Here is a 20709-nt window from a genome sequence, read left to right on the forward strand (position 1 = left end):
CCGCAGTCGAAGGCATTACACCCGAATGATAAAAATCTGCGGCGACGCGATGGGCGTCGTCAGTTGGATGCCGCCGATCAGCGGTACCAGGTTATGACTGGCCTCAGCCTGAGCGACCAGGGTTCGCGTCGGCTCATCCATCAAGCTGCGGTAGGGCGCAACCTGCGCGTCGGCGGCAATCCGCTCACCGACCACACGCCGCGTTCTCAACCAATACAGCCTGACATCCCCCGCACGCCGGAACAGCAGCTCGCCGGCAACGTCATAGCCGCCAAGCACGCCGTAGCGACAGCGGCTCACCACCTCGCTCATCAAGCTCCGCAACCAGCCGGCCGAGCCGGGCGGGAGCGCGTTGAACAGCGGCACCGCGACGGGCTCCGGACGAAAGTCCAGGCGGCGGTAATGCCCGGGCGCGGTCGGTAACAGCCAACTGCCGTCGCTGAGCGTGTGGGTGGGCGGCAGCAACGAAAACGGATCGGCCAACCGCCCCTGCGCCGTGGGCAGCCAGAACTGCCAGTCCCGCAGGGTGCGTATCAGCGAGCGCAGGCCCAGTTGGGTCAAGCCCCCCGGGTTGGCCCGATTGAACAGGATCTGGGCGAGTTCGACTTGGCTGCGGGTGGTCAACAGCGCAAACGCCTCGCGCACATAGGCGGTGACCAGTTTTTTCAAGGCCACGCCACTGGCGACGACCCACAGCCCGTCACCGGTGGCAAACGTCACCTGTCGGGGCTGATTGTAAATGCCGGAGAGCAGCAGGTTTTCCAGATCCAGGAAATGCATGGCCGGCCGCCTCGGGTCACGAATCAATACGTCGTTGGGCGCGCTGGGGTCGCGGGGCAAAATCGCGAAATAGCGCTGGTCCATCTTGATGTATTCCTGCCCCAGCCACTGCGGATCACCGGCAACCCGCCGATAGATGCCCCGCGTCGCATCCACCACCTCGAGTTCGGCCACGTCGAGGGTTCTGCCCCACTCGATGAATTGTTCGTTTGCAGGACGCACCACCGTGGCCTCGGGCGCCGCGACACGGGTACTGGCGCGTGGTGGCGTCGGTAGGCTCGGTGGCAGCTCGGCGGGCGGCGGATGGCGGGTCGCCACCACCGGCAGGTCTGGCAGATCAATCCCGTCCAGACGCCACTGAAACCGCTGAAGCGGTACGTTCAGATAAGTCTCGAAGGCCGCCGTGGAGAGCCTCAGCCGCAGGTTTTCGACCAGGGCCAGCCGATATTCGATTTCGCGCCCCGCCGGGAAGTTGAACGACTCAAACACGCGTCTGGCCTGCACCTCATCCAGCCGAGGGTAAAGGTCCCTGAGGGCACGCTCCGGCGCGTTGCCGCCCTTGAGTCCGGCTAGCGGATGGGAACCTATTTCCCACTGCCCCGACGCATTCCGCCGAATCGGCGCGTAGTGATATTGCGTCAGCTTGCGTGCGTCCCTGAGCCGCCAGGCGGCTTTGTCGCCGTCATCGAGGATCGAGTACCAACGCCCACCGTCATTGAGGAAGTAGTGCTGGGCACCCGCGGCGTTCGAGGGCGCGTGATACACGCCCTGGCCTTCCCATCCGGCCAACGGCACCACGCCGTCGGGCTTTTTCCCCAGCGCCATCTCCGCCGGCAACGCCCTTGGCCGGGAGCCCGCCACCGGTGCGCGGGCGCCGACCGCGCCGTCCACCAGCGCACCGACCAGCTCGCCCAGCGAGCGCACGAAAGACTGTGCGGCACCGGCGCGGTCGCCCAGGTCCAGCGCCTCGACGGCGTTGAACACCGAAAACAGGCTGCGCGCCAAACCGATCGGCAACATGATCCTGACCGGCAGCACCATGGACAGCACGTCGAAGGCCACGGTGGCGACGTTCAGGCCGGTTTCAATGTCGACTTGCCGGGTGCTCTTCGCTTGCGCGGCGGCGTCGTTGATCACGCAGTTCGCTTCAGCCTCATAAGCCTCCTCGAAGAAGTCGTCGGCAATCCGGCTCAGGCTCACCATCGACACGTCGCCGCGGCCCCTGAGCACGGCGCGGACGTGAGGCTCGAAGGCCCGCTCCACGCGCCCCAGCAGGTAGGCGCGCCAACTGCTGTTGATGATGAAGTCGCTCATCAGGCGGTCTTTGGCGTACTCGTGGAACACGCGACCGTCGGGCGCCTGCGGGGTGTACACCACGATCGAGCCGACCCCGGCGGCGGCCGTGCCGAACAGCAGTACCCCGCGCACGCGCTGACCGCGCAGTTTCAAGTGCTGCACGAGAATCCGATGCCCGTCGACGCGCTCGCGCCGATCACTGTCGACGGGGGCATCGAGCACTGCCCGCACCCAATTGAAGCCACGGGCCAGGCGGTCCGGGAGGAAGTCGCCGTGGATCTTGGCCTCGATGGCGTCGAGACGCAGTTGCCGCCGCATGACTTGGCCATAGGTGTGTTTTTGCGCGAGCGCAGCCGGCGAGGTGATAAGGCGGTCCTTCAGAAAGGCGTCGTAGCCTTGTCCGACATTGACCGCGCGCACCAGATCCTTGACCTGTTGCAGGGTCAGCCCGTCATAGGCCGGGGCCGCCTCCAGATCTTCGGGGAGCAGTGCTTCATCAGGCTTTTTGCGCGTGTTTTCACTGAGCCTGGAAAAGTGCGTGAAGTTAAAATCCAGCCCGCCGAGATTCTCCAGGGCCAGCTCGGTCAGCGTGCGGCTTCGCTGCCGGAACAACGCTGTACCGGGCTCGCGCGGCGCCGGAGCAGGCGCGCCCGGAACCACGACAGTCGCCGGTACGAACGGTTCTTTGGTGTGTACGCGGACAGTGTCGGGGTCGATGTCCAGTGCATAGTCAGCCTTGAGGCGAATGCGCAGCTGTTGGTTGGCGTATGCCAGCAGCGTCGGTTTATCACTGAATTGCGCCAGCGACGGCAAGCCCTCGGCGTCCGGCAGGCGCGACAGCAGCTCGTAATAATCGGCCATCGCGGCGCGCCACGCCTGTTTATCGGCGGGGGATGCGTCGTGCAGAAAGGTTCGGAGCTGCGCCTGCCCGCGCTTGATTTCGCGGCCCCACAACACCCCGCCAGCACTGAAAAGGCGAGCTGGGTCCGTGACCCGGTCCAGCACCTGCGGCAGCTCGGCCACTTCGATGGGGTCGACCGGTGACGGGTAGCGCGACAGGGTTGAGGTGAAGTTGTCGAGCATCAACCGGCATTGCGCCTCGACACTCTCAACGAACGGCGACTCGAGCTGTTCATGGTAGACCACCTGCCCCGTGGCCTTGAGCTGACGATGCAGGGCCAAGCCTTGCGCCTGATCCGCCACCGCCAGGCCAGCGAGCACAGCGGCGAATTCGACGGGGTGGTTCAAACGCCGATGCAACTCCCGATCCAGGCTGGCCAGGGAGTCAAACGCTTCAAGCCCGGAGTCCGGCAGAAACAGCAGCAGCGTGCCGACGTTCATGCTTGGCTCCACGGGGCGCACCCGGGCCGGCTCGACCGTCTCCTGCGCCCTCACCACGGCTTGTTCCGGGTCTCTGGAGGTCAGCACAAAGGCGCCGCGCAAGGTCAGGTCCGCAGCGCCGGGAGCTCCCTTGAGGGCAACCGCGTAGACACACGGCCGGTCAGCGCGCAGCGCCTGTCGTGCCTGGGCGTGCGGGTGACGCAGCACCAGGGCGAACAGGTCCTGGTCGGCGGGGCTGAGCAGGCGGTCGGCAGCCAGTAGCGCCACTTCGGTTTTCAGCAGCTCGATACGGGTTTGCACCAACCATTGTTTCTGCGTGCGCGCATCGGTCAGGCTGCGCGCGCGCGTCCAGAAGACTTGCACGAAAGCGCTGTAAGAAGCGCTCAGCCCGGCGGCCAGGCGGTCGAGGAATTTATCCAGCCCGGCCGGGGTGATACCGCTCAAGGGCAGCAGCGCTTCGCCCGTCGCCGGCAGCCGATGCAGGGTCGCCATGCGCCCCGCATAACTCGCTGGCTGGTCAGCGGTGATACGTTGCACCACCGCATCGAACAGCGTGGGCAGCAACTCGACCTCGGTGGGCGGTTGCGCCTCTGACGTCGCTGGCGGGATGGACGTCTCCGGCAGTCGGATGAAGGCGTGGCGCACATCGAGGCTGGGCGTCAAGGTCGGGAATGCTTGCTCGAACGCATGCTGCACAAATGAATGGAACGTCGGTGGCGACTGAAACTGCTCGGCGATCTGGCGGTCGAGCGCCATTAACTGTTCGCGCAACGCGACCTGTTGCGGTGCGTCCTTGACAGTTGGCGGTGCAGATAACAATAAATCAGACGGCATGGTGGCCTCTCGAATAGGAAACATACCGGCCCATCGTGCCTAAGCCCCCCCTGAACCATGCGCTACATAGCTACGCGCCGCCGATCGGCGGCCAAGGTTTACATGCCCTGCACCCCAGGTAGAATGGCGCCCTTCCCCTGTCACCCGAGCAGACTTCATGGCGTTGCCGACCCTTCGCATCATTGGCTTTATCATCGGCATCTTCCTGATCACCCTCGCGATCGCCATGGTCGTTCCGATGGCCATCCTGGTGATCTTCGAACGCACCAGCGACCTGCCGTCGTTCCTGTGGGCCAGCCTGATTACCTTTATCGCCGGCCTGGCCCTGGTGATTCCCGGTCGCCCGGAACATATCCACCTGCGTCCCCGGGACATGTACCTGCTGACGGTGAGCAGTTGGGTGGTGGTGTGCATCTTCGCCGCGCTGCCGTTTTTCCTGACGCAGAACATCAGCTACACCGACTCGTTTTTTGAAAGCATGTCCGGCATCACCGCCACCGGCTCCACGGTGTTGAGCGGGCTGGACACCATATCGCCCGGCATTTTGATGTGGCGTTCGCTGCTGCACTGGCTCGGCGGGATCGGCTTTATCGGCATGGCGGTGGCGATCCTGCCGCTGCTGCGCATTGGTGGCATGCGCCTGTTCCAGACCGAGTCCTCGGACCGTTCGGAAAAGGTCATGCCGCGTTCGCACATGGTGGCGCGGCTGATCGTGGCGGCGTATGTGGGCATCACCATCCTCGGCAGCCTGGCGTTCTGGTGGGCCGGGATGGGCTTGTTCGATGCGATCAACCATGCGATGTCGGCGATTTCCACCGGTGGGTTTTCCACCTCCGATGAGTCCCTGGCGCACTGGAAACAACCGGCGGTGCATTGGGTGGCGGTGGTGGTAATGATCCTCGGCAGCCTGCCGTTCACCCTGTACGTCGCCACGTTGCGCGGCAACCGCCGGGCGTTGATCAAGGATCAGCAGGTGCAGGGTTTGCTCGCCTTGCTGTTGATGACCTGGCTGGTGCTCGGCACCTGGTACTGGTGGACCACCAACCTGCACTGGCTGGATGCGCTGCGCCATGTGGCCCTGAACGTGACGTCGGTGGTGACGACGACCGGTTTTGCACTGGGGGACTACAGCCTGTGGGGCAATTTCTCACTGATGCTGTTTTTCTACCTGGGTTTTATCGGCGGTTGCTCGGGGTCAACGGCGGGCGGGATCAAGATCTTCCGCTTCCAGGTCGCCTATATCCTGCTCAAGGCCAACTTGAACCAGTTGATTCACCCACGCGCGGTGATCAAGCAGAAGTACAACGGCCACCGCCTCGACGAAGAGATCGTGCGTTCGATCCTGACCTTCTCGTTTTTCTTCGCCATCACCATTTGCATGATCGCCCTGGCCTTGTCGCTGCTCGGCCTGGACTGGATGACCGCGCTGACCGGCGCCGCCAGCACGGTATCCGGGGTCGGCCCGGGCCTGGGCGAAACCATCGGCCCGGCCGGCAACTTCGCCAGCCTGCCGGACGCGGCCAAGTGGATACTGGCGCTGGGCATGCTGCTCGGCCGGCTGGAAATCATTACAGTCTTTGTTCTGTGCATCCCGGCGTTCTGGCGTCACTGACCGTCGACGTATCCAGCAAGCGCGCGCGGTACTCGCCGGGCGTGGCGTCGAACCAGCGGCGGAAGGCGCGGAAGAAGTTGCTCGGGTCGGCAAAGCCCAGCAGATAGGCGATCTCCAGCAGGGTCATGCTCGGCTGCGCCAGGTATTGCTCGGCGAGTTCGCGGCGGGTGTCGTCCAGCAGGGTCTGGAAACTGGTGCCCTCCTCCTGCAGACGCCGCTGCAACGTGCGTTGGGACAGGTGCAGGGTCTGGGCCACCACTTCGCGCTTGGGTTCGCCCTGGGGCAACAGGCGGCACAGCACCTGCCGCGCCTTGTGGGTCACGCGGCTTTCGGAGAAGCGCGCCAGGTATTCACCGGCAAACCGGTCGTGCAGCAGCGCCATTGCCTCATTGGCGGTGGGCAGCGGCGCCTCCATGTCGGCGCGCTCGAAAATCAGCGCGTCATAGGCTGCGTTGAATTCCAGGGGCGCATGGAACGCCTGTTTGTAGGGCGCGAGGTCGGCGGGTTGCTCACCTTGCAGCAGCACCTTGCGCGGTTGCAGGGTACGCCCGGTCAACCAACCGCACAGCGCCAGCGCACAGGCCAGCGAGGCTTCGGCGCTTTGCCGGGTGGGCGGCAGGTGATCGCCATGTACTGTCAGAATCAGCGCATAGCCTTCGGGTAATAATCGGAAACTCAGGTCAGCGCTTTCGGCGATGATCCGCTGGTAGCGCACCAGGCGCATAAAGCCTTCCGCCAATGTGTTGCTGGACATCAGCGCGTAACCGGTCACGTGAAACGACGCCGGGCGCACCACTTTGCCCATGTTCAGGCCAATCGCGGGGTTGCCCGACAATTCCACGGCACGCTGCCACAGCCGCGTCATGGAGTCTTGCGGAAAGCGCGCATCGGGGTCGTTGAGGGCGGCATAGTCCAGGCCCAATTGCTTGAACAACACCTGGCAATCCAGGCCGTCCATTTCCAGTGCCTTGACTATCCCCATCGCCCAGCTTGCAGAAGTTGTTCGTTCGCTCATGGCGTCTTCTTAATAAAGCAGGCTGAAACCGCAGCCAGGAAGGCAAGGATACTAAAGTGGCATCTAATGTCACTGGCTGTTACCACTGATCACTCTAGACTCAAATAAGCTCCCCGCCGAACAACTGTTCGACGGCATAACAATCAGAGGGCCGATCACCGTGGGAAATACCAAGCAATTCAATAGCTTCGCCGAGTTTTACCCGTATTACCTGAAAGAACACGGCAACAGCACCTGCCGGCGCCTGCACTTTATCGGCACCACGCTGGTGATTGGGCTTCTGGCGTATGTGCTGGGCAAAGGCGCCCTCGGCCTGCTGATTGCGGTGCCCATCGCCGGCTACGGCTTCGCCTGGGTGGGCCACTTCTTCTTCGAAAAGAACCGCCCGGCGACCTTCCAGCATCCGTTCTACAGCCTGCTCGGGGATTTCGTGATGTACCGCGACATGATCCTGGGCAAAGTGCCGTTCTAGTGGTGCGACGTCTGGTCACTTGTGCTTTAACGATGACGCTTTGTCCATCCGTCGATATAAAAGTCTTTTTGTCATTTACAGTGCTGTATCCTGCCAAGGCTTTTTGAGAGCGCGGAATCACCTGCGATTGAAAAAACAGACTTTGCGAGGAGCGACGACGATGCACGAGATACCTAATCTCCCCTTCCCAAGCCTGCACCCAACAGAGCAGCCAACACCGCAGCAGGCCGGCGACAAGCAGCCTGAGGCCAAAGAAGCAAAACCAGTCGACCGCGAAAGCCAGGACTGACGCCGTACCAGACCGTGTGGAAAGCGCACCTTTGAGCGCTTTCCACACTGCCTGAAATTCCCGAGATACCCGCCATGACCGACAACCACTCCGATAGCCCCAACGCCGCCATACTCGACACTGCCCTGCAGATGGTCGACGTATGGAACCGCCTCAACGCGGACAAACAGGCCCTTCTGCTCAAGCGCTTCGGCACCCAGGAAAACGCCTTGGCCGCCCTGGTCACCACGCAATTGCTCGCTCCTGCCCGGTCCTGACGCGGTTTAGACCGACGTTTTGGCTTTTTACTGCCCTGCGCGGGCCAAAGCATCGGTATCATTAGCAGCCTATCTTTACCTGCTGCGACAGTGGACCCTTCCCATGCCAGATACCCAGCGCCCCATGGCGGTCACGCTGCAAGTTGTTTCCATCGTGTTGTTCACCTTTATCGGCTACCTGAATATCGGCATTCCCCTGGCCGTGTTGCCGGGCTATGTCCACAGTGAGCTGGGCTTTGGCGCGGTGATCGCCGGGCTGGTGATCAGTGTGCAATACCTCGCCACCCTGCTGAGCCGGCCGTATGCCGGGCGCATCATCGATAACCTGGGCAGCAAGCGCGCCGTGCTGATCGGCCTGGCGGGCTGCGGCCTGAGCGGCGTGTTCATGTTGCTCGCGGCGTGGTTTTCCAGCCTGCCGGCGCTGAGCCTGGGCAGCCTGCTCATCGGCCGCCTGGTGCTGGGCAGTGCCGAAAGCCTGGTAGGTTCGGGCGCCATCGGCTGGGGCATTGGCCGGGTGGGGGCGGCGAACACGGCGAAGGTCATCTCGTGGAACGGCATCGCCAGCTATGGCGCCCTGGCGGTCGGCGCGCCGTTGGGGGTGCTGCTGGTGCGTCACCTCGGCTTGTGGAGCATGGGCGTGAGTATCCTGCTGCTGGCGGCGGTGGGTCTGCTGCTGGCGTGGCGCAAAGAGCCGGCACCGATTGTCGCCGGGGTGCGCCTGCCTTTCATGAATGTGCTGGGCCGGGTATTGCCTCACGGTTGCGCACTGGCGCTGGGCTCCATCGGCTTTGGCACCATCGCCACCTTCATCACCTTGTATTACACCACCCAGCATTGGGACAACGCGGTGTGGGCACTGAGCCTGTTCGGCGCCAGTTTTATCGGCGCGCGCCTGTTGTTCGGCAATTTGATCAACCGCATCGGCGGCTTTCGCGTGGCGATCGCCTGCCTGTCGGTGGAGGTGCTGGGCCTGCTGTTGCTGTGGCTGGCGCCGGATGCGCCGTGGGCACTGGCGGGCGCGGCGTTGAGCGGCTTCGGTTTTTCTCTGGTGTTTCCGGCGCTGGGAGTGGAGGCGGTCAATCTGGTGCCTGCGTCCAGCCGGGGTTCGGCGGTGGGCGCGTACTCGCTGTTCATCGACCTGTCGCTGGGGATCACCGGCCCGCTGGCCGGGGCCGTGGCGGCCGGCTTTGGCTTTGCGTCGATCTTCCTGTTCGCCGCCCTCGCCGCCCTGGTCGGGTTGCTGCTGAGTGTCTACCTGTACCGGCAAGCACCCAAGGCCCGCGAGGCGCGCGACGCCTAGAAGTCGACCTTGCCGCGCCCGGCCTTGATGCTGCCGCGCTTGGTCTTGGATTCGAGGCGGCGTTTCTTCGAGCCCAGGGTCGGTTTGGTCGGGCGGCGTTTCTTCTCCACCTTGGTGGCGCTGAGGATCAACTCCACCAGGCGTTCCAGCGCATCGGCGCGGTTCTGTTCCTGGGTGCGGTATTGCTGGGCCTTGAGCACCAGCACGCCGTCGCTGGTAATCCGACTGTCGCGCAGTGCCAGCAAGCGCTCCTTATAGAATTCCGGCAACGACGAGGCCGGAATATCAAAGCGCAGATGCACCGCGCTCGACACCTTGTTGACGTTCTGCCCGCCGGCGCCCTGGGCGCGAATGGCGGTCAGCTCGATCTCGGCGTCGGGCAAGTGGACGTTGTTGGAAATCACCAGCATGAGCAACGGGTTCCTCTAAGGGGAGCCCAAGGATACGCGAATGCGCCCCGCCCATCCCTTCAAACGACAAACCCGGCACGCGGCCGGGTTTGCTCAACAGCATCGAAGGGTTACTCCAGCGCGGCCATCGCCAGACGCTGATCCGCGCGGCGCTTGTTCTTGATCCAGTAACACAGCCCCATGAACGCCACCCACACCGGGATCGCATACACCGAGACCTGAATCCCCGGACTCATCAACATGATCACCAGGATAAACACCACGAACGCCAGGCACAGGTAATTGCCATACGGATACCACAGCGCCTTGAACAACGGCACCTGGCCGGTGCGGTTCATGTGCTGGCGGAACTTGAAGTGGGAGAAGCTGATCATCGCCCAGTTGATCACCAGCGTGGCCACCACCAGCGACATCAGCAGTTCCAGCGCGTGTTGCGGGACCAGGTAATTCATCAGCACCGCCACCAGGGTGATCGCCGCCGAGGCGAGGATCGAGCGCACCGGCACGCCGCGCTTGTCGATCTTCGCCAACACCCGCGGCGCGTCGCCCTGCTCGGCCATGCCCAGCAGCATCCGGCTGTTGCAGTAGGTGCCGCTGTTGTACACCGACAGCGCGGCGGTCAGCACCACAAAGTTGAGGATATGCGCGGCAGTGTTGCTGCCGAGCATCGAGAACACCTGCACGAACGGGCTGCCGCTATAAGCATCGCCGGACGCATTGAGGGTCGCCAGCAGGCTGTCCCACGGCGTCAGCGACAACAGCACCACCAGGGCGCCGATGTAGAAGATCAGGATGCGGTAGATCACCTGATTGATCGCCTTGGGGATCACGGTGCGTGGCTGGTCGGCTTCGGCCGCGGTAAAGCCGAGCATTTCCAGGCCGCCGAAGGAGAACATGATGAGCGCCATGGCCATCACCAACCCACCGACACCGTGGGGGAAGAAGCCGCCGTGTTCCCACAGGTTACTCACCGAGGCTTGCGGGCCGCCGCTGCCGCTGACCAGCAGGTAGCTGCCCAGGGCGATCATGCCGACGATGGCCACCACCTTGATGATGGCGAACCAGAACTCAGCCTCGCCGAAGACTTTGACGTTGGCCAGGTTGATCAGGTTGATCAACACGAAAAACGCCGCCGCCGACACCCAGGTCGGAATCTCCGGCCACCAGTAATGCACGTATTTGCCGACAGCCGTCAGCTCCGACATGCCCACCAGGATGTACAGAATCCAGCAGTTCCAGCCCGACAGGAAGCCAGCGAAACCGCCCCAGTATTTGTGGGCAAAGTGGCTGAAGGAACCGGCTACCGGCTCTTCGACGATCATTTCGCCGAGTTGGCGCATGATCATGAAGGCAATGAAGCCGCAGATGGCATAGCCCAGGATCATCGACGGGCCGGCGGATTTGAGCACCCCGGCCGAGCCCAGGAACAGGCCGGTGCCGATGGCGCCACCGAGGGCGATCAACTGGATATGACGGTTTTTCAGGCCACGTTTCAGTTCGCCTGAAGAGGAATCGGGTCCACTCATGAAAAGGCTCTCACGCAAGGTTTGATGATGTTGAATGCAGGTTGCTGCCTTGTTGTTCGTCTCAAGCAGCGCCGCTCAAACCCCAGCGCAGGCACCAGGAATACAGCGTCGTTCTATCGGTCATGCGTCACCTGTTTGTTTTTATCTGTGACGAAATCGAACCCGTCTGGCTCGTGGCCAGGCGGAGTGATCAGGGTGGATAAACCCTGAGGTCTTGGCCTTTTGCGTGGTTACGCAAGGGGGTCACAGTAAAACGCGGCGCATTGTACACCGCTCGACCGCTTGCGGACGGCCCTGGCGAGCCTCCGCGACAATCTGTCAGGTATTCCTTACAGCACGGCACCGGCCCGATACCGCAGGCCTTTTGCGTAAATCAATCGTTACAGCGCGGAAAATCGGCGTTACACCCAGCCAGTATCTGTCAGTTCACAAAAAATTGGCGGTAGGACATATCCGAACACTCGCCTGCCCCAGTGCGCTGTTTTGCATGGGGAAAAAATGGCGCGCTAAAAACAGAACAAAAAATCCAAATGAGACCGTGTCAATAAAATTTTTGCATTCCGAAACACTCTCACCTAGGTTCTTTCACTTGCCCAGCGAAGCCCGCGGGTAAGCCGTTCTCAAACAACGTCCTCTAGGAGATACACCATGCAAGCACTGGAAAACGACCTGGAAACCGAACTGCAACTCGACGATTGGTTTGAAGCGCCGACCCATGAGGCCGCCGTTGAAATGATGCAAGCCGATGCCGTGGTGCCTTTTGGCACCGCGATGTGGCCGTTCTAACCCCCGGCAGGCATCCGGCAGGCGCAGTGCGCTGCGCCTGCCCCCTTACCCAAGGCACACAAGGACACCCGTCATGGACAAGGCCCGCGCCGTCGAACACTTTCTCTACTACCTCGCCCACCATCCGGCCCTCAGCGGCTTGAGCCGGCCGACCGTGCTGCTGGGCCATACCGAACGCTACGAGGCGATTGCCCAGGCGATTGCCCAGGCGATCAGCCTCGGCAGCGCCGCCCGCTTCAACTTCCAGGTGCAGCGCCTGGACCTGGCCGCCAGCGACACCCTGGCCGAAGCCATCGAAACCTGCGACCTGTACCTGTTTTTCTACGACGCCTCGACCCTGCCCAACCCCCGCGCCGAAGGCCCGGACTTTATCCGCGCCTTGCATGGCGTAATGGCCGAGCACTGGAAAAAATCCCTGCTGTTCAAGGACTACGGCGACTACTTCTACGACACCTTCAGCGTCGAGCCGCAACGCATCGCCGACCTCAACGCCACGCTGATCCGGCGCATGTCCCAGGCCTCGGTGCTGAGCTTCAGCGATCGACACGGCTCACGCCTGCGAGCACCGCTGAGCAGCATCAAGAAGTGGACCAATATCAACGGCATCGGCAACCACGACCTGGCCCCCGGCGAGATCGCTACCCACAGCGAAGCCATCAACGGCCAGGTGCGGTTTGTCGGCACCTTCCTCAGCACCATCCCCTTCGCACGCAAATATGGCGTGCTGCAATCACCGCTGGAGCTGTGGATCGAAAACTCGACCATCTGCAGTGTGGCCAGCGACGTCCCGGGGCTGGCGGACGATTTCAACAAGTACCTGAACGCCAACCCATCGAACCGCCGCGTGGAGGAACTGGGGATCGGTACCAATGAAGGGGTCAAGGAACTGTATGCGCGCAACGCCGGGTTCGAAGAGCGTCACTGCGGCCTGCACCTTGGGTTGGGTGGCGGGCAGAAAGGCAGTCATCACCTGGATTTGATCTTCGCCAGCGGGGTGTTGGCGCTGGATGACAAGCCGGTGTTCGATGGCACCTTTGCGTTCTGATCAGATCCAACTGTGGGAGGGGCTTGCTCCCTCCCACAGTTGATGGCATTGCAAATGCAGATCCAAAAAAAACGCCAACCCGAGGGTTGGCGTTTTTATGCAGCGCTTACATCACTGCGGTTTCTTGCGACCAAAACCCGGGCGCTGACCGGAACCGGCCGGCGCGCCACGGCGCTTGCCCGACGGCTCGTCCGCCACCAGTTTCAGGCCTGGGCGCTTGTTCGGCGCGGGCTTGGCTGGGCGCTTGGTGCTGGCGTTGTCGGCCGGGCGACCTGCGGGCGCACCGCGACCGGCTTCACCGCGATTACCGCGACCACCGCTTGGCGCTTCGCCACGGCCGGCAGGACGCGGCGTGCGTGGCGCACGTTCGCCTTCCTGACGCGATGGCGCGGTTGGACGACGTTCGCCTTCAATGTGCGGCTCACGGGAAATCCGCCCGCCGGTAGCCGGTGCATCCAGCGCCGGGCGCAGGGTGCGGGCAACGCGTTCGGTGCGGGCCACCGGGCGCGACGATTTACGCTGCATGCGTTCGAGCTTGTCTTTGCTCTTGGCGTTCATCTGCGGCATCGCGACCGGCGTCAGGCCGACTTCGGCGCTGAGGATGTCGACTTCGTACTGGCTCATTTCGCGCCAGCGGCCCATCGGCAGGTCGGAGTTGAGAAACACCGGACCGAAGCGCACGCGCTTCAGGCGGCTGACCACCAGGCCCTGGGATTCCCACAGGCGACGCACTTCACGGTTGCGACCTTCCATCACCACGCAGTGGTACCAGTGGTTGAAACCTTCGCCGCCGGGTGCTTGCTTGATGTCGGTGAACTTGGCCGGGCCGTCTTCGAGGACGACGCCCGCTTTCAAGCGCTCGATCATCTCGTCATCGACTTCACCACGCACACGCACGGCGTATTCGCGGTCCATCTCGTAGGACGGGTGCATCAAGCGGTTGGCCAGCTCACCGTCGGTGGTGAACATCAGCAAGCCGGTGGTGTTGATGTCGAGACGGCCGATGTTGATCCAACGGCCTTCTTTGGGCTTTGGCATCTTGTCGAACACGGTCGGACGGCCTTCCGGGTCGTCACGGGTGCAGATCTCGCCATCGGGCTTGTTGTACATGATCACGCGGCGCACCGATTCGGCGGCCTCTTCACGCTTGATGACCTTGCCATCAATGGTGATTGCATCGTGCAGGTCGACGCGCTGGCCGAGGGTGGCCTCGACGCCGTTGACCTTGATGCGCTTCTGGGTGATCCAGGCTTCGACGTCGCGGCGCGAGCCCACGCCGATACGCGCCAGCACCTTTTGCAGTTTTTCGCCTGCTGGGCCGATTTCCTGGCTGTCGTTCTGGTCTTTATCGTTCATCTTAAGCACCTCCCGGTGGGTCGATTCAGGCGTGGCCTGAAGAGTGTTGAAAGCGGGGCTTTGGCCGAATACATCGGCAAAGGGTCGCGAATCATACGCGCATGGCGCGCGTTGCGCATCAGAGGCTAGTCGATAAGTGCCGAGTCGGTGGTTTTTCCGCCGACCGGTGGTGCCCACCGGCTGTAGGAGCGAGCTTGCTCGCGAATATCGTCAACGATAACGCGGGGAATCTGGTTGTCTGCGGTGCTCTTGGGTTTTTCGCGAGCAAGCTCGCTCCTACAAGGTGGGCGTCAGTCGTCGAGCTGGCGGCGCTCGGCCTCGATGGCTTCGGCCAGGGCACGGGCTTCGTCCTCTTCGTCGCTCAGCGGCGGCTGTTCGAGGGCGGCGACGGCGGCCAGGAGTTTTTCGCGGGCTTGGGCGACGCCGAGAATGTCTTCCTCAGGTTCCGCTTCGGGCTCTGGCTCGGCTTCAACATTCACCTGGCTTTCGGGCTCGGCCGCGCCATCACGCAGCAAGTCATCGAAGTCGGTCTTGATCCCCTGCTCCATGTCGTCCAGTTCCAGCAACAAGGTATGGAAACTGGTTTCGTCCTTCGGTTCTTCCGGCTCGGCCGTGGCATCGGCCAGTTCCTGCAGGCTCGCCGGGACCGGGGCGTCGTCGAAGTCGAGTTCCGGCTCGGTTTCCATCTCGCGCAATTCGGCCAAGGGCGGCAGGTCGTCGAGGTTTTTCAGGTTGAAGTGGTCGAGGAACACCTTGGTGGTGGCGAACATCGCCGGTTTGCCGGGCACGTCGCGGTAACCGACGATGCGAATCCACTCGCGCTCCAGCAACGTCTTGACGATATGGCTGTTGACCGCCACACCGCGCACGTCCTCGATTTCACCACGGGTGATCGGCTGGCGATAGGCGATCAGCGCCATGGTTTCCAGCATCGCCCGGGAATAACGTTGCGGGCGTTCTTCCCACAAGCGGCCGACCCATGGGGAAAACTTCTCACGTATCTGCAGGCGATAACCCGACGCCACTTCGCGCAGTTCAAAGGCGCGGCCGTCGCAGGACTTGCGCAGGATCTCCAGGGCTTTCTTGAAGACCGGCGGTTCAGGACGTTCGGCCTCTTCAAAGAGTTCGAACAGGCGCTCCAGGGATTGCGGCTTACCCGAGGCCAGAAGAAAGGCCTCCAGCAGCGGGGCCAGTTCGCGGGGTTCAGTCAGATTCATCGATTCAGCTCGTTATTCGGCTCGCGCCCGCACGTGGATAGCCGCAAAAGGCTCATTCTGGACCAGCTCGACCAAGGATTCCTTGACCAGCTCAAGGATCGCCATAAAGGTCACCACCACCCCCAGGCGCCCTTCTTCGGCGGTGAACAGCTCGACAAACGGCACAAAACCGCCGCCTTTGAGGCGTTCGAGCACATCGCTCATGCGCTCGCGGGTCGACAACGCCTCGCGGCTGACCTGGTGGTGTTCAAACATGTCGCCACGGCGCAGTACCTCGGCCATCGACATCAGCAACTCTTCCAGGCTCACGTCCGGCAACAGCTTGCGCGCCCGGGCTTCCGGGGCATCGAGCTTGGGCACCACCACATCGCGGCCCACGCGGCTGAGGCCGTCGATGCCTTCGGCGGCGGCCTTGAAGCGTTCGTACTCCTGCAGGCGTCGGATCAGTTCGGCGCGCGGGTCGTCCTCTTCGGCCTCGATCGTCTCCGAGCGCGGCAACAGCATGCGCGACTTGATCTCGGCGAGCATCGCGGCCATCACCAGGTACTCGGCGGCCAGTTCCAGGCGCACCGACTGCATCAGCTCGACATAGCCCATGTACTGGCGGGTGATTTCCGCCACCGGGATGTCGAGGATGTTGATGTTCTGCTTGCGGATCAGGTACAGCAGCAAGTCCAGCGGGCCTTCGAAGGCCTCGAGGAACACTTCCAGGGCATCCGGCGGGATGTACAGGTCCAGCGGCATTTCCATGACCGCCTGGCCATACACCATGGCAAACGGCAGTTCCTGCTGGGCGCCGGCCTGGCTGTCGACGGTTTCCACGGCCGACATTCAGGCCTCGGCCATAAACGGCGCGGGGTCGCCGCAGCCGACGCGGATCACTTCGGGGTCGCCGTCGGCCAGGTTGATCACGGTGGATGCCTTGCCGCCGCCGAAACCACCGTCGATGATCAGGTCGACGTGTTTTTCCAGCAGTTGGCGCATTTCGTAGGGGTCTTCCAGCGGTTCAGTGGCGCCGGGCATGATCAGCGACACGCTCATCAACGGCTCGCCCAACTCGGCCAGCAGCGCCAGGGCAATCGGGTGTTCCGGCACGCGCAGGCCGATGGTGCGCTTCTTCGGATGCAGCAGCAGGCGCGGCACTTCGCGGGTGGCGTTGAGAATAAAGGTGTACGGCCCCGGCGTGTGGGCCTTGAGCAGGCGGAAGGTGCCGGTGTCGACCTTGGCGAACAGGCCCAGTTGGGACAGGTCGCTGCAGATCAGCGCGAAGTTGTGCTTGTCGTCCAGCTGACGCAGGCGTCTGACACGCTCGACCGCGTTTTTGTCGCCGATCTGACAACCGATGGCGTAGGACGAATCCGTTGGATAGATCACCACGCCACCGGCGCGAATGATCTCCACAGCCTGTTTGATCAGGCGTGGCTGAGGGTTTTCCGGATGAATCTGGAAGAATTGACTCACGTGCTCTACCTGTTCAGACGGTGGCAATAATGGGGTCATGCTTGAATCGCCCCCACAAGAGCGGCAAGTCTTCCGGGACCGGGCGATATTCGCCGATCTCGGACCAGCCGCCTGGGCCATGAAAGTCACTGCCGGCGCTGACCAGCAGACCAAATTCGCGGGCAAGAATCGCCAGGCTGCCAACCTGTTCGGCGGGTTGATGCCCGTTGACCACTTCAATTGCGTGGCCGCCCGCACCAATATAGTCGCCAATCAGCTTGCGACGCTTGCTGCGGGTGAAATCGTAATGCCAGGGATGTGCCAGGCTGACCCAGGCCCCGGAGGCCCGCAGGGTCTCGACGGTGTCGTCCAAGGTCGGCCAGTGCTGCTTGACGTCGCCCAGCTTGCCGGCGCCCAGCCATTTGCGAAAGGCTTCGGCGCGGTCCCTGACAAACCCTTCGCGCACCATCCAATCGGCGAAATGCGGCCGGGCCGGTGCGTTGCCGCTGTCGCCCAGTTCCTGCTGGATGGCCCGGGCGCCGTCGAGGGCGTTGGACATGCCTTTGAGGCCGAGCTTGCGGCTTATTTCTTCGGAGCGCAGCCAGCGGCCATCGCGCAATTGGGCGATGGCCTCCACCAGCGGCGGGGCTTTCTGGTCGAAACCGTAGCCAAGCACATGAATGGTGGCGCCACCCCAGGTGCAGGACAATTCCACGCCGTTGACCAGTTGCATGCCCAGGGCCTGGGCGGCTTCGCGGGCTTCGTCGAGGCCTTCGAGGGTATCGTGGTCGGTCAACGACAGGACTCGCACGCCTTTTTCAAACGCACGCGCAACCAGCACCGCGGGCGCCAGGGCGCCATCGGAGGCCGTGCTGTGGCAGTGCAAATCAACATTCACGGAAGTGTGTAACCTCAAGTCAGGTGGCGCTTTCGCTACCAAGGATGTTTGTTATTATGCCGCCACATCCAGCTTCTGGCTCTTACTGTGAAACAATTCATCGACTTCATCCCGCTGTTGCTGTTTTTCATCGTTTACAAACTCGACCCCAGGGTCATCGATCTCGCCGGCCATGAACTGACCTTCGGAGGCATCTACAGCGCCACCGCCGTGCTGATCATCAGCTCCATCGTGGTCTACGGCGCCATCTTCATCTCCCAGCGCAAACTCGAAAAAAGCCAATGGCTGACCCTGGTCGCCTGCCTGGTCTTCGGCAGCCTGACCCTGGCCTTCCACAGCGAAACCTTCCTTAAATGGAAAGCCCCGGTGGTGAACTGGCTGTTCGCCCTGGCGTTTATCGGCAGCCACTTCGTTGGCGACCGCCTGTTGATCAAGCGGATCATGGGCCACGCCCTGACCCTGCCGGAGCCGGTATGGACGCGCCTGAACATGGCCTGGATCGTGTTTTTCCTGTTCTGCGGCGCCGCCAACCTGTTCGTGGCCTTCACCTTCCAGGACTACTGGGTCGACTTCAAGGTGTTCGGCAGCCTGGGCATGACCGTATTGTTCCTGGTCGGCCAAGGCATCTACCTGTCGCGCCACCTGCATGACACCGACCCCACTTCGCCGAAAACCGAGGACTGACATGCTCTACGCCATCATTGCCACCGACGTTGCCAACTCGCTGGAAAAACGCCTCTCCGCGCGCCCGGCCCACGTCGAGCGCCTGAAAGTACTGCAGGCCGAAGGCCGCATCGTGTTGGCCGGCCCGCTCCCGGCGATCGACAGCAACGACCCGGGCGACGCCGGTTTCACCGGTAGCCTGATCGTTGCCGAGTTCGCGTCCCTGGCCGATGCCCAGGCCTGGGCCAAGGCCGATCCGTATGTAGCGGCCGGCGTCTACGCGGACGTGGTGATCAAACCGTTCAAGCAAGTCCTGCCTTGACCTCGGTCGCGCCGAACCAATTCGGTTCGGCGCACTCCTAATTGCTCATTATTCTGGGTAACCTGCCGACAACGTTCTGAATATTCGTGTGGAATCAGGAGTTCCGATGCGCTTACGTCAGTTGTGTCTGTTGGCAGTGTTAATGATCGGGGCTACGGCCCACGCTGAAGAAACCTCAAGCACCGGCAGTTCTACGCCCCTGTCCTTGAGCGCCGGCAGCCAGATCACCGAATTGCAGCAACGCTTGAAAGAAAGCGAACGGCTGCGTGAAGAACTGAGCAAGCAACTGCAAACCACGGATGCTGCGCGTGACAGTGCCCAGTTGAGTCGCTTGCGCCAAGAGAACCAACGCCTGGCCCAGCAACTCAAAGAGGTACAGGGCGGCGGCTTGACCCGATGGCTGACCGAACAGCAGCAGTGGTTTGTCACCGGCGCGGCCGTCGCGCTGATCGCCTTGCTGTGCGGGATCTTCGCCAGCGGTGGGCACCGTCGCCGTCGACAATGGCTAAATTGAGTGAGTCATGAGCGAGCTGTTACTGATAGATGATGACCAGGAGCTCTGTGAGCTGCTGACCAGTTGGTTGGGCCAGGAAGGCTTCCAGGTGCGCGCCTGCCACGACGGCTTGAGCGCCCGCAAAGCCTTGGCCGACAACGCCCCGGCGGCCGTGGTGCTCGACGTGATGTTGCCCGACGGCAGCGGCCTGGAGCTGCTCAAGCAATTGCGCAACGACCATCCGGAGTTGCCGGTGCTGATGCTGTCGGCCCGGGGCGAGCCGCTGGACCGCATCCTCGGCCTGGAACTGGGCGCCGACGATTACCTGGCCAAGCCCTGCGACCCGCGGGAACTGACTGCCCGCCTGCGCGCGGTGCTGCGCCGCAGCCACCCGGCTGCCGTGTCGACCCAGCTGGAACTGGGCGACCTGTGCTTCAGCCCGGTGCGCGGCGTGGTCAGCATCGACAATCAGGAATTCACCCTCACCGTCTCCGAAAGCCGCCTGCTCGAAGCCTTGCTGCGCCAGCCCGGCGAACCGCTGGATAAACAGGAACTGGCGCAGATCGCCCTCGGCCGCAAGCTGACCCTCTACGATCGCAGCCTCGACATGCACGTCAGCAATCTGCGCAAGAAGATCGGCCCGCACCCGGATGGCCGGCCACGGATCGTGGCGCTGCGCAGCCGCGGCTACTACTACAGCCTCTGAACCCCGCGCCACACTGATCCCACCGTTGATCTGCTCGTTCCCAAGGGTTTTGTCAGGCGCCGCCAAAACCCTCTTTACCCAAGCTTTACCCACACCTGACCGCCGCTGACCTTGATCTCCGTAATCTACTCACATCCGGACTCACCGGAATAGAGACAGGAGAATCACCATGCGCAAGACCCTAATCGCTCTGATGTTCGCCGCTGCCCTGCCCACCGTTGCCATGGCGGCAATGCCCGAAGGCCCAGGCCCGATGGGCGGCCCAGAAGGCCACATGATGATGGGTGGCCCGGGCCACGGCGGTGAACACGGTCCGCGTGGCAAAGGTGGCCCGCTCAGCCAGCTGGACTTGAGCAAGGAACAGCGCGAGCAAATTGGCAAGCTGATGGGTGACCAATGGCAGGCTCGCAAAGACCTGGTCAAAAAGTACCTGGACAAACTCCCGGCTGCTGAGCAGAAAGCCATGCAAGATGAAATCGCCGCCGGCAAGCAGAAAACCCAGGCCGATATCCGTACCGTACTCAAGCCTGACCAGCAGAAGAAATTCGACGAGATCGTCAAGAAACAGGAACAACGCCGCGCCGAATGGAAGGAATTCCAGGCCTGGAAAGCGCAGCAGCCGCAAAAAGCGCAATAATGCGTTAGCTTCAC

Annotated in this window: 21 protein-coding genes; 12 read left to right on the forward strand and 9 right to left on the reverse strand. The window is 62.6% G+C overall.

Going from position 1 to position 20709, the window contains the following annotated elements; genetic code table 11:
- Positions 1-15: 15 nt before the first annotated feature.
- Positions 16-4251 carry a dermonecrotic toxin domain-containing protein gene (locus PverR02_RS24780; protein ID WP_167379491.1) on the reverse strand — a complete coding sequence of 1412 codons (4236 nt, stop codon included), beginning with the start codon at positions 4249-4251 and terminating at the stop codon, positions 16-18.
- A gap of 157 nt (positions 4252-4408) precedes the next feature.
- Between PverR02_RS24780 and PverR02_RS24785 the strand changes: the two genes are divergently transcribed.
- A complete protein-coding gene (locus tag PverR02_RS24785) occupies positions 4409-5863 on the forward strand; it encodes a TrkH family potassium uptake protein (RefSeq protein WP_079444576.1) in 1455 nt (484 codons plus the stop codon).
- Here PverR02_RS24785 and PverR02_RS24790 read toward each other — a convergent pair.
- Complete coding sequence (locus tag PverR02_RS24790; RefSeq protein ID WP_079444577.1) at positions 5820-6878, reverse strand: AraC family transcriptional regulator; 1059 nt, start codon at positions 6876-6878, stop codon at positions 5820-5822. The genes PverR02_RS24785 and PverR02_RS24790 overlap by 44 nt on opposite strands.
- 160 nt (positions 6879-7038) lie before the next feature.
- On the opposite strand from PverR02_RS24790, the gene PverR02_RS24795 reads away from it, so the two are divergent.
- The 4 genes from PverR02_RS24795 (at position 7039) to PverR02_RS24805 (ending at position 9196) form a co-directional block, all read left to right on the forward strand.
- Entirely contained in the window at positions 7039-7350 is a 312-nt protein-coding gene (locus tag PverR02_RS24795) for a DUF962 domain-containing protein (protein ID WP_017847169.1), read from the forward strand.
- 160 nt (positions 7351-7510) lie between these two features.
- On the forward strand, positions 7511-7639 hold the full coding sequence (locus PverR02_RS32925; RefSeq protein ID WP_017847168.1) for a hypothetical protein: 129 nt from the start codon (positions 7511-7513) through the stop codon (positions 7637-7639).
- Between the two features lie 74 nt (positions 7640-7713).
- Entirely contained in the window at positions 7714-7896 is a 183-nt protein-coding gene (locus PverR02_RS24800) for a hypothetical protein (RefSeq protein ID WP_046382277.1), read from the forward strand.
- Positions 7897-7999: 103 nt separating this feature from the next.
- Complete coding sequence (locus tag PverR02_RS24805; RefSeq protein WP_017847166.1) at positions 8000-9196, forward strand: MFS transporter; 1197 nt, start codon at positions 8000-8002, stop codon at positions 9194-9196.
- Here the strand turns inward: PverR02_RS24805 and arfB are convergent.
- Together arfB and PverR02_RS24815 are read right to left on the reverse strand one after the other, a co-directional pair.
- Entirely contained in the window at positions 9193-9606 is a 414-nt protein-coding gene (gene arfB / locus PverR02_RS24810) for an alternative ribosome rescue aminoacyl-tRNA hydrolase ArfB (protein WP_017847165.1), read from the reverse strand. The genes PverR02_RS24805 and arfB overlap by 4 nt on opposite strands.
- A 110-nt stretch (positions 9607-9716) precedes the next feature.
- Positions 9717-11132: an amino acid permease gene (locus PverR02_RS24815; RefSeq protein WP_057004518.1), complete on the reverse strand. Its 1416-nt coding sequence runs from the start codon at positions 11130-11132 to the stop codon at positions 9717-9719.
- A 648-nt stretch (positions 11133-11780) separates the two neighbouring features.
- Here PverR02_RS24815 and PverR02_RS32340 point away from each other — a divergent pair.
- Both PverR02_RS32340 and PverR02_RS24825 read left to right on the forward strand, forming a co-directional pair.
- On the forward strand, positions 11781-11918 hold the full coding sequence (locus tag PverR02_RS32340; RefSeq protein ID WP_003175756.1) for a hypothetical protein: 138 nt from the start codon (positions 11781-11783) through the stop codon (positions 11916-11918).
- Positions 11919-11991: 73 nt separating this feature from the next.
- Positions 11992-12963 carry a M29 family metallopeptidase gene (locus tag PverR02_RS24825; RefSeq protein ID WP_079444578.1) on the forward strand — a complete coding sequence of 324 codons (972 nt, stop codon included), beginning with the start codon at positions 11992-11994 and terminating at the stop codon, positions 12961-12963.
- A 111-nt stretch (positions 12964-13074) separates the two neighbouring features.
- Here PverR02_RS24825 and rluB read toward each other — a convergent pair whose 3' ends face one another.
- The 5 genes from rluB to PverR02_RS24850 all read right to left on the reverse strand — a co-directional run bounded on the left by rluB (position 13075) and on the right by PverR02_RS24850 (position 17874).
- A complete protein-coding gene (gene rluB / locus PverR02_RS24830) occupies positions 13075-14319 on the reverse strand; it encodes a 23S rRNA pseudouridine(2605) synthase RluB (protein ID WP_017847162.1) in 1245 nt (414 codons plus the stop codon).
- A gap of 290 nt (positions 14320-14609) precedes the next feature.
- Positions 14610-15536 (reverse strand): SMC-Scp complex subunit ScpB, encoded by a 927-nt coding sequence (gene scpB, locus PverR02_RS24835; protein WP_079444579.1) that lies wholly within the window; start codon positions 15534-15536, stop codon positions 14610-14612.
- A 12-nt stretch (positions 15537-15548) separates the two neighbouring features.
- Complete coding sequence (locus tag PverR02_RS24840; RefSeq protein WP_169850570.1) at positions 15549-16247, reverse strand: segregation and condensation protein A; 699 nt, start codon at positions 16245-16247, stop codon at positions 15549-15551.
- Positions 16248-16367: 120 nt separating this feature from the next.
- Positions 16368-16997 (reverse strand): L-threonylcarbamoyladenylate synthase, encoded by a 630-nt coding sequence (locus PverR02_RS24845; protein WP_017847159.1) that lies wholly within the window; start codon positions 16995-16997, stop codon positions 16368-16370.
- Between the two features lie 13 nt (positions 16998-17010).
- Positions 17011-17874, reverse strand: a complete 864-nt coding sequence (locus PverR02_RS24850; RefSeq protein WP_046382274.1) for a PHP domain-containing protein — start codon at positions 17872-17874, stop codon at positions 17011-17013.
- Positions 17875-17961: 87 nt separating this feature from the next.
- Here PverR02_RS24850 and PverR02_RS24855 point away from each other — a divergent pair, with 87 nt between their 5' ends.
- From PverR02_RS24855 to PverR02_RS24875, 5 genes are all read left to right on the forward strand, one after another.
- The gene (locus PverR02_RS24855; RefSeq protein ID WP_046382273.1) at positions 17962-18558 is read left to right on the forward strand and encodes a septation protein A; all 597 of its coding nucleotides are present in this window, start codon (positions 17962-17964) and stop codon (positions 18556-18558) included.
- 1 nt (position 18559) lies between these two features.
- Entirely contained in the window at positions 18560-18859 is a 300-nt protein-coding gene (locus PverR02_RS24860) for a YciI family protein (protein WP_046382272.1), read from the forward strand.
- A gap of 106 nt (positions 18860-18965) precedes the next feature.
- Positions 18966-19373 carry a hypothetical protein gene (locus tag PverR02_RS24865; protein ID WP_057004520.1) on the forward strand — a complete coding sequence of 136 codons (408 nt, stop codon included), beginning with the start codon at positions 18966-18968 and terminating at the stop codon, positions 19371-19373.
- Positions 19374-19380: 7 nt separating this feature from the next.
- Positions 19381-20058 (forward strand): response regulator transcription factor, encoded by a 678-nt coding sequence (locus PverR02_RS24870; protein WP_079444581.1) that lies wholly within the window; start codon positions 19381-19383, stop codon positions 20056-20058.
- A gap of 169 nt (positions 20059-20227) precedes the next feature.
- Entirely contained in the window at positions 20228-20695 is a 468-nt protein-coding gene (locus PverR02_RS24875) for an LTXXQ domain protein (protein ID WP_079444582.1), read from the forward strand.
- Positions 20696-20709: the final 14 nt, after the last annotated feature.

Source organism: Pseudomonas veronii (assembly GCF_002028325.1).
In the GTDB taxonomy this organism is placed as follows: domain Bacteria; phylum Pseudomonadota; class Gammaproteobacteria; order Pseudomonadales; family Pseudomonadaceae; genus Aquipseudomonas; species Aquipseudomonas veronii.

What these genes read in the sequence shown, in the direction of transcription:
- PverR02_RS24780 (WP_167379491.1), bottom strand. Translation starts at nt 4,251, where the DNA reads ATGCCGTCTGATTTATTGTTATCTGCACCGCCAACTGTCAAGGACGCA.
- PverR02_RS24785 (WP_079444576.1), top strand. Translation starts at nt 4,409, where the DNA reads ATGGCGTTGCCGACCCTTCGCATCATTGGCTTTATCATCGGCATCTTC.
- PverR02_RS24790 (WP_079444577.1), bottom strand. Translation starts at nt 6,878, where the DNA reads ATGAGCGAACGAACAACTTCTGCAAGCTGGGCGATGGGGATAGTCAAG.
- PverR02_RS32925 (WP_017847168.1), top strand. Translation starts at nt 7,511, where the DNA reads ATGCACGAGATACCTAATCTCCCCTTCCCAAGCCTGCACCCAACAGAG.
- PverR02_RS24800 (WP_046382277.1), top strand. Translation starts at nt 7,714, where the DNA reads ATGACCGACAACCACTCCGATAGCCCCAACGCCGCCATACTCGACACT.
- PverR02_RS24805 (WP_017847166.1), top strand. Translation starts at nt 8,000, where the DNA reads ATGCCAGATACCCAGCGCCCCATGGCGGTCACGCTGCAAGTTGTTTCC.
- arfB (WP_017847165.1), bottom strand. Translation starts at nt 9,606, where the DNA reads ATGCTGGTGATTTCCAACAACGTCCACTTGCCCGACGCCGAGATCGAG.
- PverR02_RS24815 (WP_057004518.1), bottom strand. Translation starts at nt 11,132, where the DNA reads ATGAGTGGACCCGATTCCTCTTCAGGCGAACTGAAACGTGGCCTGAAA.
- PverR02_RS32340 (WP_003175756.1), top strand. Translation starts at nt 11,781, where the DNA reads ATGCAAGCACTGGAAAACGACCTGGAAACCGAACTGCAACTCGACGAT.
- PverR02_RS24825 (WP_079444578.1), top strand. Translation starts at nt 11,992, where the DNA reads ATGGACAAGGCCCGCGCCGTCGAACACTTTCTCTACTACCTCGCCCAC.
- rluB (WP_017847162.1), bottom strand. Translation starts at nt 14,319, where the DNA reads ATGAACGATAAAGACCAGAACGACAGCCAGGAAATCGGCCCAGCAGGC.
- scpB (WP_079444579.1), bottom strand. Translation starts at nt 15,536, where the DNA reads ATGAATCTGACTGAACCCCGCGAACTGGCCCCGCTGCTGGAGGCCTTT.
- PverR02_RS24860 (WP_046382272.1), top strand. Translation starts at nt 18,560, where the DNA reads ATGCTCTACGCCATCATTGCCACCGACGTTGCCAACTCGCTGGAAAAA.
- PverR02_RS24865 (WP_057004520.1), top strand. Translation starts at nt 18,966, where the DNA reads ATGCGCTTACGTCAGTTGTGTCTGTTGGCAGTGTTAATGATCGGGGCT.
- PverR02_RS24870 (WP_079444581.1), top strand. Translation starts at nt 19,381, where the DNA reads ATGAGCGAGCTGTTACTGATAGATGATGACCAGGAGCTCTGTGAGCTG.
- PverR02_RS24875 (WP_079444582.1), top strand. Translation starts at nt 20,228, where the DNA reads ATGCGCAAGACCCTAATCGCTCTGATGTTCGCCGCTGCCCTGCCCACC.